The organism is Novosphingobium sp. 17-62-19 (genome assembly GCF_002256775.1).
GTDB lineage: Bacteria > Pseudomonadota > Alphaproteobacteria > Sphingomonadales > Sphingomonadaceae > Novosphingobium.
In genome coordinates this window covers 37,043-59,157 of the sequence record NZ_NCII01000003.1, presented here as the reverse complement: position 1 = coordinate 59,157, position 22,115 = coordinate 37,043, and the positions used below count along the sequence as shown (strand labels likewise).

Annotated in this window: 16 protein-coding genes; 8 read left to right on the top strand and 8 right to left on the bottom strand. The window is 62.5% G+C overall.

The features are described 5' to 3' along the window. Positions 1–3: 3 nt before the first annotated feature. The 5 genes from B7X90_RS01045 to B7X90_RS01025 all read right to left on the bottom strand — a co-directional run bounded on the left by B7X90_RS01045 (position 4) and on the right by B7X90_RS01025 (position 7,729). On the bottom strand, positions 4–1,077 hold the full coding sequence (locus tag B7X90_RS01045; protein ID WP_292620917.1) for an acyl-CoA dehydrogenase family protein: 1,074 nt from the start codon (positions 1,075–1,077) through the stop codon (positions 4–6). 17 nt (positions 1,078–1,094) lie between these two features. Next, positions 1,095–2,306: an acyl-CoA dehydrogenase family protein gene (locus B7X90_RS01040; protein ID WP_292620915.1), complete on the bottom strand. Its 1,212-nt coding sequence runs from the start codon at positions 2,304–2,306 to the stop codon at positions 1,095–1,097. A 68-nt stretch (positions 2,307–2,374) separates the two neighbouring features. Then, on the bottom strand, positions 2,375–5,137 hold the full coding sequence (locus tag B7X90_RS01035) for an MFS transporter (RefSeq protein ID WP_292620913.1): 2,763 nt from the start codon (positions 5,135–5,137) through the stop codon (positions 2,375–2,377). Between the two features lie 235 nt (positions 5,138–5,372). After that, positions 5,373–6,461, bottom strand: coding sequence for a ParB/RepB/Spo0J family partition protein (locus B7X90_RS01030; protein ID WP_292620911.1), 1,089 nt, complete (start codon positions 6,459–6,461; stop codon positions 5,373–5,375). Between the two features lie 62 nt (positions 6,462–6,523). After that, a complete protein-coding gene (locus B7X90_RS01025) occupies positions 6,524–7,729 on the bottom strand; it encodes an AAA family ATPase (RefSeq protein WP_292620909.1) in 1,206 nt (401 codons plus the stop codon). Between the two features lie 148 nt (positions 7,730–7,877). Here B7X90_RS01025 and B7X90_RS01020 point away from each other — a divergent pair, with 148 nt between their 5' ends. Further along, a complete protein-coding gene (locus B7X90_RS01020) occupies positions 7,878–8,174 on the top strand; it encodes a type II toxin-antitoxin system Phd/YefM family antitoxin (protein ID WP_292620907.1) in 297 nt (98 codons plus the stop codon). A gap of 3 nt (positions 8,175–8,177) precedes the next feature. Continuing rightward, positions 8,178–8,513, top strand: a complete 336-nt coding sequence (locus tag B7X90_RS01015) for a type II toxin-antitoxin system RelE/ParE family toxin (RefSeq protein WP_292620905.1) — start codon at positions 8,178–8,180, stop codon at positions 8,511–8,513. A gap of 4 nt (positions 8,514–8,517) precedes the next feature. Here B7X90_RS01015 and B7X90_RS01010 read toward each other — a convergent pair whose 3' ends face one another. Continuing rightward, complete coding sequence (locus tag B7X90_RS01010) at positions 8,518–10,176, bottom strand: alkaline phosphatase D family protein (protein WP_292620903.1); 1,659 nt, start codon at positions 10,174–10,176, stop codon at positions 8,518–8,520. A gap of 36 nt (positions 10,177–10,212) precedes the next feature. After that, the gene (locus tag B7X90_RS01005) at positions 10,213–12,525 is read right to left on the bottom strand and encodes a TonB-dependent receptor (protein WP_292620901.1); all 2,313 of its coding nucleotides are present in this window, start codon (positions 12,523–12,525) and stop codon (positions 10,213–10,215) included. A 210-nt stretch (positions 12,526–12,735) separates the two neighbouring features. Between B7X90_RS01005 and B7X90_RS01000 the strand changes: the two genes are divergently transcribed. The 5 genes from B7X90_RS01000 (at position 12,736) to B7X90_RS00980 (ending at position 19,344) form a co-directional block, all read left to right on the top strand. Continuing rightward, positions 12,736–14,385 carry a choline dehydrogenase gene (locus B7X90_RS01000; RefSeq protein WP_292620899.1) on the top strand — a complete coding sequence of 550 codons (1,650 nt, stop codon included), beginning with the start codon at positions 12,736–12,738 and terminating at the stop codon, positions 14,383–14,385. A 183-nt stretch (positions 14,386–14,568) separates the two neighbouring features. After that, positions 14,569–15,693, top strand: coding sequence for a fumarylacetoacetate hydrolase family protein (locus B7X90_RS00995; protein ID WP_292620898.1), 1,125 nt, complete (start codon positions 14,569–14,571; stop codon positions 15,691–15,693). A gap of 71 nt (positions 15,694–15,764) precedes the next feature. Then, positions 15,765–16,550 carry an SDR family oxidoreductase gene (locus tag B7X90_RS00990; RefSeq protein WP_292620938.1) on the top strand — a complete coding sequence of 262 codons (786 nt, stop codon included), beginning with the start codon at positions 15,765–15,767 and terminating at the stop codon, positions 16,548–16,550. Continuing rightward, on the top strand, positions 16,550–17,440 hold the full coding sequence (locus B7X90_RS00985) for an SMP-30/gluconolactonase/LRE family protein (protein ID WP_292620896.1): 891 nt from the start codon (positions 16,550–16,552) through the stop codon (positions 17,438–17,440). Before B7X90_RS00990 ends, B7X90_RS00985 begins: the two co-directional genes overlap by 1 nt. Then, the gene (locus tag B7X90_RS00980) at positions 17,440–19,344 is read left to right on the top strand and encodes a sialate O-acetylesterase (protein ID WP_292620936.1); all 1,905 of its coding nucleotides are present in this window, start codon (positions 17,440–17,442) and stop codon (positions 19,342–19,344) included. The genes B7X90_RS00985 and B7X90_RS00980 overlap by 1 nt, the downstream gene beginning before the upstream one ends. Positions 19,345–19,354: 10 nt before the next feature. Here B7X90_RS00980 and B7X90_RS00975 read toward each other — a convergent pair whose 3' ends face one another. Beyond that, positions 19,355–20,404, bottom strand: a complete 1,050-nt coding sequence (locus B7X90_RS00975) for a LacI family DNA-binding transcriptional regulator (protein ID WP_292620894.1) — start codon at positions 20,402–20,404, stop codon at positions 19,355–19,357. 233 nt (positions 20,405–20,637) lie between these two features. Here B7X90_RS00975 and B7X90_RS00970 point away from each other — a divergent pair, with 233 nt between their 5' ends. Then, positions 20,638–22,053 carry a sugar porter family MFS transporter gene (locus tag B7X90_RS00970; protein ID WP_292620892.1) on the top strand — a complete coding sequence of 472 codons (1,416 nt, stop codon included), beginning with the start codon at positions 20,638–20,640 and terminating at the stop codon, positions 22,051–22,053. Positions 22,054–22,115: the final 62 nt, after the last annotated feature.

Genomic DNA, 22,115 nt, shown 5'->3' with positions numbered 1-22,115 from the left:
GTTTCAATAGCCCGATAGCGTCGCGAACCGGTCTTTCAGGAAAGACGTGGTGCCCCAGCTGGCTTCCAGCACGCGGGCGCGCTTCAGGTAAAAACCGATGTCGTATTCATCGGTCATCCCGATGCCGCCATGCAACTGCACGCCTTCGCGGCTGATGGTGTGCAGCACGCGGTTGGCCTCGGCCTTGGCCAGTGCAGCGGCCTGCGGCACCATCACCCCGGAATCGAGCGCCTGCAACCCGCCTTCCACCGCAGAGCGCATCATCGCCAGATCGCCGAACAGATCGGCCATGCGATGCTGCAATGCCTGGAACGAGCTGAGCACCTGGTTGAACTGCACGCGCTGCTTGAGATAGCCCAGCGTGGTATCGAAAACCTGCTGCGCCATGCCCAGCATTTCGCACGCGGTCAGGATGCGGGCGCGGTCCAGCACCTTGTCCAGCAGATCGTCCCCGCCATGCTCCAGCTTTTGCGCCGCAGCACCGCTGAAGGTGACCTGCGCGTGCGAGCGCATGTCCGCCAGATGACGCGTTGCCACGTCAACCGTGCCCTCGGCACCCTCGACCAGATAGAGCCCGTCCGCCGCAGCCACCACAAACAGCGTGGCATCGTGCGCTTCGTGCACAAAGGCCTTGGTGCCAGTCAGTGCGCCACCCGCCACCGTGGTCGCAAGCGTGCGGGGGTTGTGATGCGGGCCTTCGTCGATGGCCAGCGTACCGATCACCGCGCCACTTGCCAGCTGCGGCAGCCAACGCGCCTTCTGCTCATCACTGCCGCCCAGCACGATGGCCGCTGCGGCCAGTGTCGTGGCAACCAGCGGGCTGGCCGTCACGGTCTTGCCCAGCTCTTCAACGATCATCCCGGCGGAAAGCCAGCCAAAATCATAGCCGCCGAACGCTTCGGGGATGATTACCCCGGTCCAGCCCATCTGCGCCATCGTGGCATAGGCTGCCGGATCATAGGCGCGTGGTTCGCCACCGGCACGCACGGCGCGGAACTTCGCTACCGGGCTTTCATTGGCCACCCATTCGCGCGCCATGTTGCGCAGCATTTCCTGTTCTTCGCTAAGAACCGCCATGTCCTGTCCCGTCGTTCTTATTGGTGGTCAAGCATACCAAGCACGCGCTTGGCGATGATGTTGCTCTGGATCTCGGTCGATCCGCCATAGATCGTGGTAGCCTTGCCAAAGAGCCAGGCGCGCACGCCCGAAAGCTCGGCATCGGAAAAGCCTTCGCCTTCCCAGCCCAGTCCTTGCAGGCCCATGATCTCGATGGTCAGCTCGGCGCGTTCCTGCCCCAGCTTGGTGCCGAGCTTCTTCAGCACCGAACTGATTTCGGAAACGCCGCCCTGCGCCTTGCTTTCCTCGGTCGCGCGGCGCGCGGTCAGCAGGAACGCGCCCCAGCGGATTTCAAAGTCGGCAATCCGGTCACGCAGCACCTTGTCGGCCAATGCGCCATCGGCATCGGTCTCGCGGTACTTCTTGGCCAGATCGGAAAGCCGTGGCCCCATCATCCGCGCCATCGAACCGCCGCCCGAAAGGTTGGTGCGTTCATGCTGCAACAGCCGCTTGCCAATGGTCCAGCCTTCGCCTTCGCGCCCCACCAGGTTTTCCTTGGGCACTTTCACATCGGTAAAGAAGGTTTCGCAAAATGGGCTGAGGCCGCTGATCATGCGGATCGGCCGCACTTCCACACCCGGTGCCTTCATATCGATCAGCAGAAAGCTGATGCCCTTGTGCTTGTCACTGCGGTCGGTACGGACAAGGCAGAAGCACTTGTCGGCCCACTGGCCCCCGCTGGTCCAGGTCTTCTGGCCATTGACCAGATAGTGATCGCCCTTGTCCTCGGCGGTGGTTTGCAAGTTCGCAAGGTCCGATCCGGCATTGGGTTCGGAATAGCCCTGACACCAGCGGATTTCGCCCCGGCAGATCGGCGGAATGTGCTCCTGCTTCTGCTGTTCGTTGCCATATTCCAGCAGGGTGGGGCCAAACATCATCACGCCCATGCCGCCGATGGGGTTATAGGCTCCGGCGCGGGCCAGTTCTTCGTTGAGGATCGCGGCTTGCCCACGGCTCAGCCCGCCGCCGCCATAGGCTGCGGGCCACGTCGGCGTGCCCCAGCCCTTGCTGCCCATCGCCGCGCGCCAGCGCTTCTGCGCCTCGGTCTCGCGCAGGTCGCTTTCAACGCCTGCCATGGGGTTGCCCTTGCCTTTCAGTTCAGGCGGGAAATGGTCGGCAAGGAACTGGCGCACTTCCTGGCGGAAGGCTTCGTTTGCCGCGTCTTTATCGGTCATCGGCCGTGTGGCCATGGCGTGCTCCCTGGAAAAACTCCCGCGCCGCGCACCGGCGGGGGATGAATGGACGGATAGTTGGAACTTCAGGCAGGCTGCTCCCCCGCTTCGTCGCGGCGGCGCAGTTCCTCGATATTGGCGGCATGGGATGCCCGGTCGATCCGGTAGGAAAACAGGAACCCGGCCCCACCGATGTAAAGGACGATCAGCAGCGGCACATAGTACTTGGCCAGCAGCATCGGCAGTGCGGGATCAAGCGTCTTGGGATCGGCACCGGGGGCAAGGCCCACCACCGTCAGCAGCATACCTGCGGCAAAGACACCAAGGCCCGATGTGGATTTCTGCATCAAAGTATTGGCGGCAAAGAACAGCCCTTCGGACCGGCGGCCCGTGGCGATCTGGCTTTCCTCCACCACATCGCCGATCATCGCGTGGACCAGCACGGCTGATGAAATGCCGCACATTTGGAACACGGTGGCAAAGGCGAAGATCGTCGGCACCAGCATCGGGTCGCCGTTTTCAAAAAACAGCCCGTTGATCCGCAGCAGATAGGGCAGGCTGGCCAGCGACACCGCAATCACCGAAAGCCACAGCGCGGCATTTCGCTTTCCGAACTTGCGAGAAACCCATGGCGCAAAGAACAGGCCGAGCGCGGCGCCAACAAGTGAATCTACCGTGAGAATGGCCAGCTGCGCGGAATTGAGCCCCCACAAATAGGTGCCGAAATAGATGCTGAGCGCCGAGGTCATCCCCACCGAGGTGTATTTCAGCACCCCGAATGCCAGCAGCGCCAGAAAACTGCGGTGCGAGAAGGTCTGCCGCATGTCCTTCAGCGTGGCCAGAACGCCGATCTTGGGCGGGGGCGGCGGAGCCTTGAAATACTTGACCCGGTGCAACGTGCCAAAGCTGGAAGCCAGAATCGCCACCAGCATGACCGACGATCCGACCATCGCAAAGGTATGATACCCGGCAGGGTTGAGCTGGCCCACCGGATAGGCTGCGGTCGGCGCAAGGAACACCAGCAGCGTCAGGAACGCCATGCAGACCCCGCCCAGATAGGCGAAGAAATAGCGGAAGCTGGCGATGGAGGTGCGCTCGTCATAGTCGCTGGTCAGTTCGGGGGCGAGCGCGGAGCTGGGAATCTCGAAGAAGGTGATGAACGTCCGCACCAGACAGCCGACGACAACCAGATACCAGAATGTCTCGGTCTCGCTCATCCCCGCGGGCGGGAAGAACAGGAACAACATGCTGAGCGAGGCCGGAATGGCTGATAGGATCATCATCGGGTGGCGGCGGCCCCAGCGCGTCTGCAACTGGTCCGACCACTGTCCGACAATGGGATCGGAAATGGCATCCACCACCAGCGCCACCAGAATGGCCAGCGACACCAGATCGGCGCGAATGCCGATGACCTGATTGTAATAGAGCAGCAGGAACGAGCGAAACGCGACGTCCTTGATGCCGTAGCCGATCGATCCCACGCCGTAGAAGATCTTGGTGAAAAGGCCCAGTTTTGGTGCCGAGGCTTCGGTTACCATGCGGGTGCCCCCCCCGCTGCCTGCTGCCGTGGCCTTGGCAATCGTATCGCCATATTGCGCCTGTGCCCGTTCACGCCGGGCGAGCAGCGAGTATTCGGGGAACATGGCGTCAGACACATCGCGGTAGGCGTGCAGATGCTGCCGCGCGACGGTCACCTTGTGAACCTCGGTCGGACCATCGGCAATGCCCATGACCATCGCGCCGATCACGCTGCCCACGAACGGCATTTCGTTCGAAACGCCCAGCGAACCGTGGATGTGGACGCAGCGCGTGGCGATATTGTGATAGACCTTGGGCATCAGCGCCTTGATCGCGGCGATGTCCTTGCGGACCTTGCGATAGTCCTGATACTTGTCGATCATCCATGCGGTTTTCAGCACGAACAGCTTGAACTGCTCCAGCTCGATGTAGCTGTCGGCAATCTGCATCTGCACGGCCTGAAAATCGCCAATCGCACCATTGCGGGTCTTGCGGCTCACCGCGCGGCGGCTCATCGCATCCAGCAGACGGCGGCAATTGCCAACCGTGCGCATGGCATGGTGCACGCGCCCTCCGCCAAGCCGGACCTGGGATATGGCAAAGGCGCCGCCCTGTTCGCCCAGCAGGTGATCGGCGGGCAGCCTGACATCGGTATAGCGGATATAGCTTTCCGACCCGTCCTCCTGCCCGAACACACCGACATTGCGCACGATCTCCACGCCCGGCGTATCCACCGGCACGATGAACATGCTCTGCCGCTTGTGGCGCGGAGCATCGGGATCGGTCACAGCCATGACGATCAGGAAATCGGCCCAGCGACCGTTGGTGGAAAACCACTTCTCGCCATTGATGACCCAGTGCGTGCCATCAAACTGTGCCTGCGTGATGAACCCGGTGGGATCTGACCCGCCTTGCGGTTCCGTCATCGAAAAGGCGGATACGATCTCGTTGGCGAGAAGTGGGCGAAGATACCGCTCCTTCTGTTCTGGCGTACCGTAGTGGGCCAGAATCTCGGCATTGCCGGTGTCAGGCGCCTGGCATCCGAACACCACGGGGGCGTATGTGGCCCCGCCCAGAATCTCGTTCATCAGTCCCAGCTTGACCTGGCCATAGCCTTGCCCGCCCAGCTCCGGTCCAAGGTGGCAGGCCCATAGCCCCTGCGCCTGAACTTCCTGTTGCAGCGGGCGAACCAGCGCATTTCGCGCCGGATTGCGCACGTCGTATGGGTGGATGCCCAGCAGGCCGAGCGGCTCCACCTTTTCGCGGACGAACTGTTCCATCCAGTCCAGCTTCTGCTGGAAATCGGGATCGGTTTCGAAATCCCAGGCCACTGTCACTCTCCCATGCCGTGCGTTTTCGCACCTGTCGATTCTCAGCATACCCAGTTTTTAGAATACGGCAAGGACGTGTGTGATGAAGGGGGGCGGATGCCGCGCTAGCGCAGGCAGAAACTGTCGGCCGGGTGGGCGAGCGTGGCTTGTATCGCCCTTGGCCAAATGCAAAAACGGCGTGTTTCCCTGGGGAAACACGCCGCTTCGGTCGTCTAAATTGAGGAGTACTCCCTGTTCAGGGGTGAAGCCCGCGCCCCTCGATCTGCAGGTCAACCAGCACACAGCGGGCCAGTTCGACCTGTTCTTCAAGGCTCATGCCTGATCCCGAATGAAGCTGCAGCGTGACACCCTGCCGGTTGATCGATTTGACGGTAACGGCCGGACGGCCAAAATCACTGGCATAAGTGACCGGCCCACTGCGTTCCTTTGCCGTTTTCGGCGCGGCGAGCAGGTGTGCGATGACGGCATTTGCCGGGATGGCAGGATCGCCCATCTTGCGGCGTTCCTGTTGTTCGCGGGCCAGCGCCTTTGCCTCGCGCAGGATCGCCGTTGCCGCACTGCGATCGTCAAGCGCTTGGGCGAGCGGATAGGCGGGCTTCAACTGCACATCGGCCGGACTGGCGAAGGCCGCCAGAACCTGATCGGGCAGGCCTGCCACCTTGATCATCTTCGAAAGCCAGCCCTTCGAAAGCTTCAGCCGTTCGGCCATGCGCGTCAGGTGGCTGCCATAGTGATCGTTCAGCGCCTGCGCATAGTTGCGTGCGCGTTCCAGATCGGACACGTCCTTGCGCGCGCGGTTTTCCAGATCGGCCAGACGGAAAGCGGCTTCATCGTCCAGATGGGCAACTTGCGCCAGAAATTGCATCTGCGGATAGGAATTGGCGCGCAGCCATGAGACCGACCAGTGCCGCCGCGTGCCTGCGACCACTTCGTAGTCATGGGCAGGGTCGCCCTCTATCCGGCGCACCACCGCCGCCACTTTCTGCCCGCCTTCGGCAATGATCGAATCGATCAGTTCACGGCATGATTCTTCCGACAAATGTTCGTAGGAGCGGGCGTTGCCTTTCCACACGCGCACCCGGGCAGGATCGAGCAAAAGCTGCGTCACCTGCCGCACTTCGCCACTGGCCACACGCGCCAGCGCGGATTCGCGGCCCAGCAGCGTGCTGCCGCGCAAACGCTCGCTGCGCGGCGAATCAGGCGCAGTGGCTTCTTTGTCGGATGGCAATGCGCTTGCTGCGCCGCTTTCCATTTCCGCTTTGGTGTTAGTCACTTCCTCGTCCGCCAGCAGAGCAGCGAGATAGTCCGATTGCTTACGCGCCATAGGTCATCTCCCGGATATCAGTGTCGAACATAATAAGAACATGGCGTTGTAGGAAAGTGCCTTCACAGCGCATGGATCACATCCTCTTCGCGCGCCGGGGCCACGCGGCCCCAACCGGCGCGCACAAGCTGCTCGATCTGCCCAAGCGCCTCGTCCAGATTGGCGCGGCAGCGCTTGTGCGTGCGCGGTGTGCCGATGGGCCTTTCGAGTTCGTAGACAGTCATCATGCGCAGCGCGGCGTGGCTGATTTCGGCGCTTTCAAGAATGGGGACGGGGAGCAATGCGGGGCCGAAGGTCTGCTCCATGATCGTGCGCACCATTTCGTGGCTGGGATCGCCGCCGTCGAACTTTGAACAGATCAGGCGGACGAAGGAGTAATCCACCTCGATCCCCGCTTCGATCAATTGCGCGATCACCTGATCCATCATCGAAAGGAACTGCACGGTGGAGCAGAAATCGGGTGTGGTCGCCGCCAGCGGCACCAGCAGCGCATTGGCGGCTTGCATCACCGCCAACGAAATCGTGCCCAACGCGGGCGGCGGATCGAGGATCACGATGTCGTAATCACGCGCCATATCGAGTAGGCCGGCTTTCAACTTGCGGAAACGCGCAGCGAGGACCGACTGGCCATCTGCGCCCGATGCGGCCAGCTCGTATTCCACATCGAACAGTTCCAGGTTCGACGGGATCAGATCGACATTGGGCCACGGCGTGCGCTTTACCGCATAGAGCAGATCGGTCTGCGTCGGGTCGATCGAGAGGTAGGGGTAGAGCGTTTCATCGCGGGTGATGTTGAAGTGCGGGTTGAAGCCGAACAGTGTGGTGGTGGTCGCCTGACTGTCGCAATCGACCACCAGCACACGGTATCCCTGCACGCCGAAATAGTGGGCAAGGTGCGTGGTAACGGTGCTTTTGCCCACGCCGCCCTTGAAGTTCTGCACCGCGATGATCGCTGGCACATCACCCGGCGCGCGGGCGGGGGAGGCGCCCAGCACGGCGCGCATGTGCATTAGCTCGTCCATCGAATAGCCCAGCCGCCGCCCATTTTCGCCCGCAGGGGGAGGGGGCAGGCGGCCATCGTCTTCGGCCATGCGGATGCGGTTGGTCGAGCAGCCTAGCAGTTGCGCGGCCTCGGCAATGCCGATGCGGACATTGAGGCCCTTGCGACTGTCCGGCAGGAACGCCTTGCGCCGCAAACGCTCGATCATCTTCTCACCCGCTGAGGCAAGATCGCCGATCTGGCTGCCTATTGAATTCGGATCAGACATCGTGCGCCTTTTTGAAGGAATTTCACGCTTTGGATATCGGATTTCGTTCAATTGTGCAATTGCCCGCGCGCTGAAGTTTGCGGAAACGGGTGGATGACATGCGTGGCACAAGAGACTATATTCAGTCCGAATTCCGATGGAGCGTATCATGGGCCTTGAAAGCCGCATCAAGCCGATCAGCTATGTAAAGGCCAACAGCGCCGAAGTGCTCCGCGAATTGAATGAAGGCGCGCCGCCGCTGATCATTACCCAGAACGGAGAGGCCAAAGCCGTTTTACAGGACGCCGCAGACTACTACCAGACGCAGGAGACGCTGGCTCTGCTGAAGATTCTGGCGCTGGCAAAGGATGATATTGCTGCGGGCAGAATTAAGCCGATAGAGGGTCTGGGAGACCGGATCAGGGCAAGGGCGAGATCGACGGCGTCAGAAAAGTCGGACGTTTGACGAATGGTTCGCGTTACGATTTCGGACGAAGCTGAAAACGACCTGTTTGCGATCTACCAGAAGCGGTTGGCCCTGCGCGGCCCGGATGGCGACGATGGGGCCGAGAGCCTACTCGACAGTCTGCTGTCTGCGATGAATCGCGTTGTGGACTATCCAGAATGCGGCCCGAACGTCCCGGAACTGCATGATTTGGCAGAATCGGGATGGCGGCAAATATCTGTGCGACCTTATCGCATTATCTACTTTCTGTCAGACGATCACGCGACCGTGGTAATGGTCGAAGACAGCCGCCGTGATCTTTCCAGCCTATTGCAAAGGCGGCTTTTCGGCAGACCCTGATTGTTCAGGCCAAAGCCTTCAACGCCGCGCCCTTCCGTGCCTCATACCGTGCCGCCACGCCGCGCGTGAACTGCGGGGTGTAAACCGTTGATACGGTGACGAAATCGGCCACGGCGGCGTCGGGCGTTATCGTGACCATCGTATAGCCCTTGGTGTCCTGATCGCAGAAGGCGACTTCGGGGCTTTGGGCGGCGATGATCTTCCCCAGACCCGGCAGGAGTGAGCCGTAGGAGGGGCTGGTGATGGCGGTGGCGCCGAATTCTGCGCCGATGCGGGTGCCGCTGTCATCGTGGAGGTCATTTGCCCATGCGGCGTGGCTGTCTCCGGCGAAGGCAAGCGGGTTCGCGCCGACTTTGCGCAGCATGGCGTAAAGACGTTCGCGGGCAGGGGGGTATCCGTCCCACGCGTCAAGGTTGAAGGGCAGGCCAGCCTTGAACGCGGCCTGCGACTGCGCGATCAGCCCGCGATAGGCCTCTGGCATTTTGGCGAGCATCATTTCGAACTTTTCATCGCCCAGCGCCATCTTCAAGTCCGGCCCCGGCACGCGCGCCATGACGACCTGATTGCCGAGCAATTGCCATGGCTTGCCTGCGCTTACCGAAGCGGCAAACAGGCTTTCGAGCCACTGCATTTGCGCCGCGCCCAGCATTTCGCGCGCAGGATCGTTGCGTGCGGCAAGCATGGCCTGCACCAGTGCTGTGTCAGGCGCCGCGCCCTTTGTGGCAATCTGCTCGGACCGGGCAAGGAGGCGGGTTTCGACCATGGCGAGCGTGGCCAGATCGCCGAATTCGAAGCTGCGGTTGATGGCTGCTGGATCGGCACCAGCCTTTGGCGCGCGGATCGGCATCCATTCGAAATAGGCCTGCAATGCGGCGGCCTTGCGTGCGCGCCAGTCGCCTTCCTTGGCCGGATCGTGGTTCTCTGCGCCGCCGATCCAGGCATCGTTGGCGGTTTCGTGATCGTCCCACACGCAGATGAAAGCGGCGCGGGCATGGGCGGCCTGCATCTGCGGATCGGCTTTTACTTGCGCATGGCGGCGCCGATAGTCGGACAGGGTGACGATTTCGTGCGGGGGATCGGGCAGGCGGTTCAGCTTTTTGCCAATGTCCGCGCCATAGCCTTCGGCACCGTATTCATAGATGTAATCGCCCAGATGCAGGACCGCGTCGAGGCGCTCTTGCACAGCCATATCGGCATAGGCGTTGAACAAGCCACCGGGGTATAGCTGGCACGAGGCGAGCGCGATCACGATCTTGTCGGTCTTGCCTACCGGCAGGGTGCGGAAGCGGCCTTTGGGTGAGGTGGTGCCATCTTTGGTGCTGAACCAGTACCAGTAATCAGATGCGGCGTTGAGGCCTTCGACTTCGACCTTTGCGGTGTGATCGGCTGAGGCAGTGGCGGTGATCATGCCGGATTTCAGCGGCTTGCCATCGGCACCAGCGGCAACATGCCAGTTAAGCGGAACGTCGCCTGTGGCGCCTTGTGCCACGGTAGCGCGCGTCCAGATCACCGCACCGTCTGCCGCTGGATCACCGCTGGCAACACCATGGCGGAACGTTGCCGTCTTGAGCAACGGCGCGGCCATCGCCGCAGGAGCCAGACCGATGCCGGTGCCCGCGCCCATTGCGGCGAGCAGATTGCGGCGATTGATCGAGAGTGTCATCGGTCTGGCGTCCTTGGTTTTCAGCAGGTCAGGCTATCAGAAGCGCGCGGTGAGTGCAGCGCCAAAGAAGCGTGGTTCGGCAGGGATGAACGTGGGAATGCCGAACGCACCGCCGGTGTTGCCGGCATCGAGCAGGTAGTCCTTGTTGGTCACATTGCGCATGAAGGCCGAGATTTCATACTTGCCATCGGCAAACGACACACCGCCGCGCACGTTGACCAGCGTTACCGGCGCCTGGCTCAGCAGATCGCGGTTTGGCAGTTCGAAGAAGATCTTGCTGCGATAGGTAATCGTCGGCGTGACGAAGAAGCGGATGCCATCGGCCACCGGCGTGTTGATGGTGAAGCCGCCTGCGGCCTGCCATTCGGGCTGAAGGCGGAAGCGTGCGCCCGAGAACGTGGGGGCAAACGTGGTGTTCTCGTCAATCCCGCCGTCGATGTAGCCAACGTTGCCGAACACTTGCAGCCAGTCTGCGGCCTTGATCGCCAGTTCCGCTTCAACGCCAAGGTTGCTTGCTGTGCCCGCGCTCTGCGTGACAGTGGTGCCATTGCTCTGCTGCACGCTCACCTGGAAACCATCGTATTTCTGGTAGTACACGCCAAGCGAGCCGGAGACCGGGCCAGCTGCGCCCTTCAGGCCCACTTCGTAGTTCCACACCGTTTCTTCTGGAACGTCCTGCCGGTTGGGCTGAACAACGCCGGAAACACGCGCGGCCGAAAGCTGGACGACCGGCGAACGGCGGCCTTTCGATACAGTGGCAAACACGTTGGTGCGGTCAGACAGGCGATAGAGCACGTTGACGCGTGGCAGGAAGGCGTTGGATTTGCCGCTGGCGGTGAAAGTCCGGCCGCCAGTGTCCGTCTGGCCGGGGACCAGTGAGAAGGCCGTTGGGTTCAGCAGCGGACGCGGTACGCGGGCAAAGTAAGTGGACGTGCGGTCTTCCCATACATAGCGCGCACCGGCTGTCACTTCGAGCGCGGGGGTGGGAATCCAGGTCGCGTCGGCAAAGACCGAATATGCGGTATTCTCACCCCCGTTGATGAATTCCGATGAATAGGGCACCTGCGTGAAGCGGCCGCCGGTGGCAAGCGCGGTGGCCTGTGCGGCGGTGACGACGCCAGCGGAATTGATGCAACCAAGGCCCGGAATGATGTTAGCGGCGCACTGCAGGAATGTCCCTTCTTCGGAACTGAAGGGCACGGCCTGGGTGCTGTCTTCCTTGAACACGTTCCAGCCTGCCGAGGCGCGGATGCTGTCCGACTGGAAGCTGAAGCGGCCTTCGTGGCTGGCCTGCCAGCCCTTGGCGTTTTCAGCGAATTCGAGATACCATGCGGCGCTGCCATCGGCATCGAACACTTCGCGGCTGTCGAAATCGCGATAACCGTTGACGGTGGTGAACGTGATCTCGTCCGTCAGTTCGGCAGCCACGGTCAGGTTGGCATCATAGACATCGCGGTCAAGGCCGAGCTGCGGCATTCCAAGCACTGTCGCCGAAAGCGGGGAGCCGCCGAGGTTGGCATCGCCGAAGGGATTCGCGGGGCCGCTGGCAGTGGCATAAGTGCCCGAAACGAAGGGTGTGCCGCCATTGCGCTGACGGTCATAGGTGCCGATCAGGTCAACCGTCACGCGGTCTGACGGTTTCCAGCGCACCGAAAGGCGCAGACCCAACTGGTCCTGCGCGTAAAGCTCTTCGTCCTGCGATGTGGCGAGGTTTTCGACATAGCCATCGCGGGTGCGCCATTCGAAGGCGATGCGCGCGGCGATCTTTTCATCGCCAGAATTGAGGAAGCCGCCGAGCAGGGTCTGGTTGAAGTTGCCGATGCCGCCGGTGACCATGGCCGAAACGCCGGGCACGGGGCGGGCCGAGACCATGCTGATTGCGCCAACCGCAGAGGCGGTGCCGAACAGGGTGGCCTGCGGGCCTTTGATCACTTCAACACGCTCAAGATCATAGATCGCCTGATACGATCCGCGCGAGCGCGAGATGTCGACGCCGTTGTAGTACAGTGTGACGCGCGGGCCTTGCTGGGCTGAGCCGGAATCCGAGGTGATGCCGCGGATCACGACGCCCGGATTGTTGGCGCTCTGTTCCTGAATGTTGAGGCCCGGGACATAGGCGGACAGCTCATCAAGGTCGGAAACGCCGAGTTCACGGATGCGATCACCAGTGACGGCAGAAATGGTGATGGGAACATCGACCAGCTTCTGTTCGAACTTCTGCGCTGTAACGACAATAGTGTCTAGGTTTTGTTCTTCAGATTCGGGTGCGGATGCTTGCTGTGCGAAAGCATTGGCCGAGAAAAGCAGCGAAGACGTTAGCGCTGAACCGGTAAGAAATGTCTTTTTCATTGGACCCACCTGTTGTGATGCAGGGCGGATAGGCGGGCAATGTTTCGGATACGTGACGGCAATCACATCCTTGTTAGTAGGGACTCTGTGTTTGCATACGGCATTCAGGGCAAGTGCGGCCTTCCCGCGCAGGTGCGCTTGCCATTAATCGCGCGATTAATTACCCTTGTGTCAATAAGCGGTGACGGACTTGGGGAAGGGTGCTGGCAAATGGCGGATGGGGCGTTCGACTATATCGTGATCGGGGCGGGCAGTGCAGGCGCGGTGCTGGCGGCGCGGCTTTCGGAAGATCCGCAGATGCGCGTGCTGCTGCTGGAAGCGGGCGGCACAAATACCTCGGTGCTGGTGCGGATGCCGGCGGGCGTGGGCACGCTGATCAAGCAGAAAAGCAAGCACAACTGGGGCTTCTGGTCCGAGCCGGAACCGCACATGGACGGCCGCCGTATGTGGCACCCGCGCGGGAAAGGGCTGGGCGGATCGTCGGCGATCAATGGCATGGTCTATATCCGCGGCCACGCGCGCGATTATGACCAGTGGCGGCAGTTGGGGCTGGATGGCTGGTCCTATGCCGATGTGCTGCCCTATTTCCGCAAGGCTGAGGACTTTGCGGGCGGCAAGACCGAGTTTCACGGTGCGGGCGGACCGCTGAAGGTCAATTGGGGCGAGAAATCGGGCCATCCGCTCTATCGCGGGATCATCGAGGCGGGGCGGCAGGCGGGGCACAAGGTCACGCCCGATTTCAACGGCGCGGATCAGGAAGGCTTCGGACGCTATCAGTTGACTATCAACGACGGGCAGCGGTGGAGCGCGGCGCGTGGATACCTGACGCCGATTGCTGGCACGCGGCGCAACCTGAGCGTGGTGACCGGGGCGCGGGTGCACCGCATCGTTGTGGCGAATGGGCGCGCGGTGGGCGTGGAATATTCGCTGGGGTCCAATGGATCAGGGAGGGGCAAACCGGTGCAATGCGTGCGTGCGGCGCGCGAAGTGTTGCTCTGCGCGGGCGCATTCCAAAGCCCGCAGATCTTGCAGCTGTCGGGCATCGGCGATCCTGAAAAGCTGAAGGGGCACGGCATCGCGCCGGTCCATGCCTTGAAAGGCGTGGGCGAAAATTTGCAGGACCATCTGGACGTCACCCTCAACTGGGCCTGCACGCAGCCAGTGTCGCTCTACAACGAAATCAGGGGCTTGCGGCAGCTGAAGGTGGGGCTGCAATATATGCTGACCGGCAAGGGCACCGGGCGACAGAACGGGCTGGAAGCAGGCGCCTTCCTCAAATCGCGGCCCGATCTGGACCGGCCGGACCTGCAAATCCACTTCGTCATCGCCATCATGCAGGAACATGCGAAAGTTCAGGTCAAGCGCGATGGCTTTACGCTGCACGTCTGCCAGTTGCGGCCCGAAAGCCGGGGCAGGGTGGGGTTGGTGAATGCCAATCCCTATGCCGATCCATCGATCCTGACCAACTTCCTGGGGACGGAAGAAGATCGGCGCGTGGTGCGCGAAGGTATCCGCATGGCGCGGCACGTGGCGGCGCAGGATGCGCTGGCGCCCTATCGCGGCGAGGAGATCTGGCCGGGCGCACATGTGCAATCGGACGACGAGATCGACGCATGGGTCCGCGCAAAGGGCGAGACGATCTATCACCCCGTTGGCACGGCGAAGATGGGGTTGCCAAGCGATCCGACGGCGGTGGTGGACAAGGACTGCAAGGTGATCGGGCTGGAGGGGCTGCGGGTGGTTGACGCTTCGGTGATTCCCCTGCTGATCGGCGGGAATACCAATGCGCCCACGATCATGATCGCCGAGAAAATTGCCGATGTGATCCGGGGGCGCGAGGCGCTGGCGGCGGTGGCCTGAGGCGCGCGTTGCCTACTGACGCAGCAAGATAGTTGCTGCATAGGTATGATAGCGCAATCATTTTATTCGCCGACGGCTTGAATTCCGTTGCGCGTCCCTCTACGGTAGCGTTACCAACAACGCATTGCATCGTGTTGCCATGCACGGCGCGATGCAAAGGGATACGTTCCGGGGGATGGATAAATGACAGTCGGCCTTGCGGCTTGCCTTCCGCACGACTTTGCCAGTGGACGCTTCCTCGGCCGCGCATTGAGCGAGGCCGGACCGCATGTGATCATGCTGCGCGAAGGGCGCATCTTCGATATGACCGCTCTTGTCAGCACCTCGTCCGGCGCAATTGCGCGGCGGGTGTTCGATGGTGGTGAAGATCTGGGACCGGTGGAGCAGGGCTTGCCTGAAGGTTGGCGGCTGGTCTCTCCGATTGATCTGCAATGCGTTAAGGCGTGCGGCGTGACCTTTGCGTTGAGCGCGATTGAGCGCGTGATCGAAGAACGGGCGCGGGGCGATGCCGGGGCGGCCGCAGCAATCCGTAGCGAACTGGAAGCGAAGATCGGATCGGGCATTCGCGGCGTTGTGCCGGGCAGTGACGAGGCGATGGCGCTGAAAGATCTGCTGATCGAGCAGGGTATGTGGTCGCAATATCTGGAAGTGGCGATTGGCCCGGATGCGGAAGTGTTTTCCAAATCGCCGGTGCTGTCCACCGTGGGGCACGATGCGCTGATCGGCGTGCGTTCGGATTCGGCATGGAACAATCCCGAACCCGAAGTGGTGCTGGCGGTTGATCCGGCGGGCGAAGTCGTTGGCGCAATGCTGGGCAACGATGTGAACTTGCGCGATTTCGAAGGGCGTTCGGCGCTGCTGCTGTCAAAGGCCAAGGACAACACCGCTTCGTGTGCGCTGGGGCCGTTCATCCGGTTGTTCGACGAAAGCTTTGGCATTGACGACGTGCGCAGTGCGCAAGTGGAACTGGTGGTCGAAGGCCAGGACAATTTCCGCATGGAAGGCACCAACCGCATGTCGGAAATCAGCCGCGATCCGCTCGATCTGGTAAGTCAGACGTTGAGCGAACATCACTATCCCGATGGCTTCGTGCTGTTTTGCGGCACGTTGTTTGCGCCGGTGCAGGACCGGGACGAGCCGGGGGCAGGATTTACGCACAAGGTGGGAGACAGGGTGACGATCCGGTCCGAACGGCTGGGCGCGCTGGCCAATACGGTGACGACATCGCGTGATGCACCCGCATGGACGGTGGGCATTGCTGAATTCATGCGCAATCTGGCACAGCGCAATCTGGTGAGCGTAGCGTGACGGGGGCGATTCCCGTGGCAGAAGCCACACAGCATCTCCGCCATGATGCACCGGCAGCTTCCGGTCAGACCATTGCCGAGGCACCTGCCGCAGCGCAAGCCAGTTATCCCAGCTTGCGGGGCAAGCGCGTGATCGTGTCTGGCGGGGCCAGCGGGATTGGCGAGGCGATTGTTGCAGGCTTTGCGCAGCAAGGCGCGCGGGTCGGCTTTATCGATGTGGCCGAAGCTGCGGCGCACGCGCTTGTCGCAAGGCTGGAGGCCGATGCTGACGTCAGCCATGTGCCGATCTGTCAGGTGCAGGATGTTTCGGACAGCGATGGCCTGAACCGGGCCATGCGCACGTTGACCGAAGCATTGGGCGGATGTGACGTGCTGATCAACAATGCCGCCAGCGATGATCGCCATACGATTGACGATGTGACGCCCACCTATTGGGACGAGCGCATGGCCGTGAACCTGCGCCATGCGTTCTTCGCCTCGCAAGCGGTATGGCCTGCGATGAAGGCGCAAAGCGAGGGCGTGATCCTCAACCTCGGCTCAATCTCGTGGCATCTGGGGCTTGAGGAACTGGCGATCTATCAGGTGGCCAAGGCGGGCATCGAGGGTTTGACGCGCAGCCTTGCACGCGAACTGGGACCGTGGAACATCCGTGTGAACACGATCATCCCCGGCAATGTGCAGACCGAACGGCAGATGCGCTGGTACACCCCCGAAGGCGAGGCCGAGATCGTGGCCGCGCAATGCCTGAAGGGACGGTTGCAGCCGGTGGATATTGCGGCGATGGCGATGTTCCTTGCCTCTGACGATGCAAGGTATTGCACCGGGCATGAATACTGGGTCGATGGAGGCTGGCGCTGATGGACGTGGCGGGAACAGGGATGCGGGTTCTCGCCGCCGGGTGTGAACTGGGCGAAGGGCCGGTGTGGGATGCTGCGCGGCAGTGCCTGTGGTTCGTCGACATCAAACGGCGCAGCATTCACAGCTTCGAGCCTTCGTCCGATCTGCACGAGGTGTTCGGCGTTCATGAACAGGTGGGCTGGGTGTTGCCTGCACAGGGCGGCAAGCTGCTGGCCGGGCTGCGCGACGGGTTGCACCTGTTTGATCCGGCCACGGGCAAGCGCCACGCCGTTGCACCTGTGCCGGGCGAGCCTGCTGGCAACCGGCTGAACGATGCCTGTGTCGATCCGCAGGGCCGCGTCTGGTTCGGGTCGATGGACGACGATGAAATTGCGCCCAGCGGGCGGTTCTATCGTGCCCATCGCAATGCAATTGATGCTCACGGGCCGGACGGGATCTGCATCACCAATGGTCCGGCGGTATCACCCGGCGGGGAACGCCTCTATTTTACCGACACGCTGGGGCAGGCGATTTATACAGCGCCGCTGCGTGCCGATGGGTCGGTTGGGCCAGCAGAACTTTTCGTCAGCACCGCGCGCGATTTTCCCGAAGCATGGGCCGATGGCCCGGTGTGCGATGCGCAGGGCTGCGTCTGGACCGGCTTGTGGAACGGCTGGGGCGTGGCGCGCTATTCTCCGGCCGGCGAACTGCTCGAAAAGGTTGAGCTGCCGGTGGCCAACGTAACCAAGCTGGCGTTTGGCGGGCCGGACCTCAAGCGCGCCTATGTGACGACGGCGCGCAAGGGGCTGGACGCTGCGGCGCTGGCTGCGCAGCCGATGGCGGGCGATGTCTTTTCGTTCGATGTCGAAGTGCCGGGCGTTGCTGCGGCGCTGGCAGAAGTGTGGGCGTGATGCGGTCTGTGGCCACGCTGGCGGCGGTATTGCTTGCGGGTGCAATGCCGGTATGGGCCGCCACGCCGTTGGAAATTGGCGCTGTCTGGACCGATCATGCCGTGGTGCAGCGTGGACAACCCGTGCTTGTGGAAGGGCGGGCGGGGCCATCGCAAGTTGTTTCCGGGCAGTTGGGGGACGAGCTGGTGACCGCGAAGGCGGACCGGCAAGGGCGGTTTGCCCTGCGGTTCGCGCCGCGCGCTGCATCGGCCGATCCGGTATCGCTGACGGTGTCAGCCAGCGGGGCGCGCATTACACGCAGCGATCTGCTGGTTGGCGATGTATGGTTCTGTTCGGGCCAGTCGAACATGGAATATCCGCTGCACAGCGCTTTGAATGGCGAGGGTGAGACCGCCAGCGCCAACGATCCGCAGCTGCGCCTGCTGCAGGTGCCACGTGGACTGGCCTATACGCCGCAGACGCGTTTCCCCGGGGAAACAGTCTGGGCAGCAGCGACGCCGCAATCGGCGCGGGACTTTTCTGCCGCGTGCTATTTCATGGCGCGCGAATTGCGCCGCGCGCGCGGCGTGCCGATTGGCGCGATCCATGCCAGCTGGGGTGGATCGAAAGTCACGCCCTGGCTCGATCCCGAAGCAGGCAGCGCGATTGCGGGGGCGCAGGACATGGCGCTGCTGGCGCAGTTCGAACGTGATCCGCTGGCCGCCGTAACGCAATTCACACCGCGCTGGCAGGCGTGGTACGCCCAGCAGACCGGCGGCACGCAGCCCTGGGCCTTGCCCGATGGGCTGGCGTGGCAAGCGGTTCCTTCAATCGCAGGCTGGCAGGCGTGGACAGGCACGCCACTGGCGGCCAATGCCATCGGCACGGTCTGGCTGCGGCGGCAGGTAACGCTGAGCGCAGATCAGGCACGCGCCGGGGCGAAGCTTTCGCTTGGCGTGCTGGACGATATGGACATGACCTTCGTCAATGGTCAGGCCGTGGGCAACACGTTCGGCTGGGACGAGGAGCGCGTCTACAAGGTCCCTCCCGCCATGCTGCGCGAAGGCGTGAACGAGGTCATGGTGGCGGTGACCAACACTTACGCCAATGGCGGCTTTGCCAGCGCGCCCGAAAAGCTGGCGTGGCAGGTTGAAGGGGGCGCCCTGATGCCGCTGGCGCAGGACTGGCGCTTTGCCATTGCCCCCGTGCAGGGCGATCCGCCGCGTGCGCCGTGGGATGCCAACGCCGGTGTTGGGTTGATGCACAACCGCATGGTTGCGCCGCTCGGCCACTTCGCAATGGAAGGCGCGGCCTGGTATCAGGGGGAAAGCGACATCGGCACGGCGGACTATGCCCGCCGGATGCAGGCCCTCGTCGCCGGGTGGCGAGCGCGGTTTGGCAGCACGCTGAAAGTCGCGATTGTGCAACTGGCCAACTATGGATCGCCCGCTACCGAGCCTGCGCCTTCGGGCTGGGCACAGATGCGCGATGGACAAAGGCGGATTGCGGCTGCCGATGGCAATGCCGCCCTTGTTACCGCAATAGACATTGGCGAGCGAACCGACATTCATCCGGCCAACAAGCTGCTGCTGGGCCAGCGGCTGGCCATGGTGGCGCAAGGCAAGACGCTTCCGGCTCCACGTTCGGCAAAGCTGGAGGGAAACCGGGTGCGCGTGCGCTTTTCCGGTGTTCAGGGTGGATTGCAGGCATGGTCTGCCGCAGGGCCGATCGGGTTTGAAATTTGCACGGCGGACAACGCCTGCCGCCACGCCACAGCGCTTGTCGATGGTGACAGCGTGGTGATTGCGGGCGCAGACGGCAAGGATGCGCAGGTGCGCTATGCGTGGGCGGATAGTCCCGTGGTGAACCTGTTTGATGAGCGTGCGCTGCCAGTTCCGGGCTTTATGCTGGCGATTGAACGCTGATTTTTCAGCCTCAGCCGGGCGGGGCGTCGGATTCGCGGCGGACGAGTTCGTAGTCCAGCGTGACGTGCCGGGCGACGCGGCTGTCGCCATTGCGCGCGGCGCGGATATCCTGCACCAGCAGGTCCAGCGCGGCTTCGGCCATTTGGCGGATGGGCTGGCGGATCGTGGTCAGTTCCGGCCAGATCGTCGAAGCAAGCGCGGTATCGTCAAACCCGCACACTGTCAGATCGCGGGGGACCTCCAGATCGTTGCGATGTGCTGCGGCAACGCAGCCTGCGGCCATATCGTCGTTCGAGGCGAAGATCGCGGTGGGGCGTTCCGGCAGTGCGAGCATCCGCATCGCCGCATCAAGGCCCGAACGATAAGTGAACTGGCCTTGCTGCACGAGGGCATCATCCACTGCAACATCGCCCTCGCTCATCGCATCGCGGAAACCGGCGAGGCGCAGCGCACTGGCCGATTGTTGCGGGTTGCCGATGATGAAACCGATGCGGCGGTGGCCCAGATCGAGGATGTGGCGCGTCATGTCATAGGCGGCCTGATAATCGTCGATCATCACAACGCCGTGCTGCGCCTGCGCTTGTCCCGGACCGATCAGCATGGCGTGCGTGCCAGACCGCCGCAGCCGGGCAAGCAGCGCGGTATCATCGCACAAGGGCGGGGGCAGCAGGAAGCCGTCGATCATGGTTTCGGCCAGCTTGGCAATCATCTTGGCCTGATCGCGTTCGGGATCGCACCGTTCAACCACCAGATGCGCATCGAGCCTGCTGGCTGCATCCATGCACCCGATCAACAGTTCGCTGAGATAGGCCGCAGAAGGGTTCGAATAGAGCAAGGCGAAGCGCAACTGCGATGCCCCGGCAAGACTGCGGGCCGCGCGGTTGGGCGCGTAGTTCAGCTGCTTGATCGCGGCCTCGACCGCGATGCGCGTTTCATCACGCACGCCTGTTCCGCCGTTGATCACGCGGCTGACGGTCATGGGCGAACAATCGGCCAGGCGGGCGACATCGTTGACGGTGGGGCGGCCGGACTGGCGGCGTCTGGATCGGACTTCGGTCATGCTGCAGGCCTCTCGTTCCCGGTTTTCCTGACGCTACGGCAGCCTGATGGCAAGCTGGTAAGTGAATAAAGCAGACATAAACGTAAAATGCGCTTGCGCCCTCCCGCAGCATCGTTACTAAGGTAGCGCTATCAGAACTCGTTCGACGAGCCGTGGGAACGTAAACAATTGCGTCGACGGCGTGCCGCAGGTGCGGCTATGTCCGGGCGTGTTCAATGATTTGGGAGAGGGAAATGGCTGCAGTGCAGCAGGACCGCGTCAACATGGCACTGGTCGGCGCGATCGTTGCGGTGGCGACGATCGGGGGATTGTTGTTTGGCTATGACAGCGGCGCCGTCAACGGAACGCAATCGGGGCTCAAGCAAGCCTTCGCGTTGGACGAAAATGGTCTCGGCTTTACCGTCGGCTCGCTGCTGATGGGCTGCGCGGCGGGCGCATTCCTTGCCGGGCGCATGGCTGACCGCTTTGGACGCAAGCGCATCATGATGCTCTCTGCGGTGCTGTTCCTGATCGGCGCACTGGTGCAGGGACTGACCGACAGCCACACCCTGTTCGTGATCGCGCGCTTCTTTGGCGGCATGGCGGTGGGCGCAGCCAGCGTGCTTTCGCCGGCCTATATCTCCGAAGTGGCCCCGGCGGCGATCCGCGGGCGGTTGACCAGCGTGCAGCAGGTCATGATCATCACCGGTCTGACGCTCGCTTTTGTGGTCAACTATGTGCTGGCGCAGCAGGCGGGGGATTCGCTGGGCGAACTGGCAGGCTATCCGGCGTGGCGCTGGATGTACCTTGCGCAGGCGGTGCCGGCGGTGGTCTTCCTTGTGGCGCTGCAGTTCATTCCCGAAAGCCCGCGCTACCTTGTCAGCAGCCGTCGCGAGGATGAAGCGCGTGTGGTGCTGACACGCCTGTTCGGCGAGACAGAGGCCGCGCGCAAGGTGGAAGACATCCGCGCCTCGTTCGCCACCGATCACCGCCCGCGTCTGGCCGATGTATTGGCGCCAGGCACCGTCCTGCGCCCCATCGTCTGGGCGGGCCTGATCATTGCGCTGTTCCAGCAGTTCGTCGGCATCAACGTGATCTTCTACTATGGCGAAACGCTGTGGAAGCTGGCGGGCGTTTCGGAAAAGGCCGCGCTTGAGCGCAACATCATTTCCGGCATCGTCTCGATCGCGGCGTGTCTGCTGGCCATGGCGCTGGTGGACAAGATCGGCCGCAAGCCGTTGCTGCTGATCGGTTCGGCAGGCATGACGCTGTCGTTGGGTGCAATGAGCTGGGCGTTCTCGCAAGGGACGCTGGATGCATCGGGCGCGTTGCAGATGGACCAGCAGCTGGGCTTCATGGCGGTGATCGCGGCCAATATCTATGTGATCTTCTTCAACGCCAGCTGGGGCCCGGTGATGTGGGTGATGCTGGGCGAGATGTTCCCCAACCAGCTGCGCGGATCGGCGCTGGCGGTTTGCGGCCTGGCGCAATGGGTGGCCAACTATGCCGTTGTGCAAAGCTTCCCGGCGATGGCCAGCGGCCTCGGCCTTGCCGAGACTTATGTGCTCTACACCATCAGCGCCTTCGTCAGCTTCTGGCTGGTGAAATCGTTCCTGCCCGAAACCAAGGGCAAGGAACTTGAACAGATGGAAGGCTGGGGCGGGCACTGAGCCGCCCTTGCCAAAGGAAAAGGACCGGCGGGCGCGGAACCGTCCGCCGGAAAGCAGGAGTG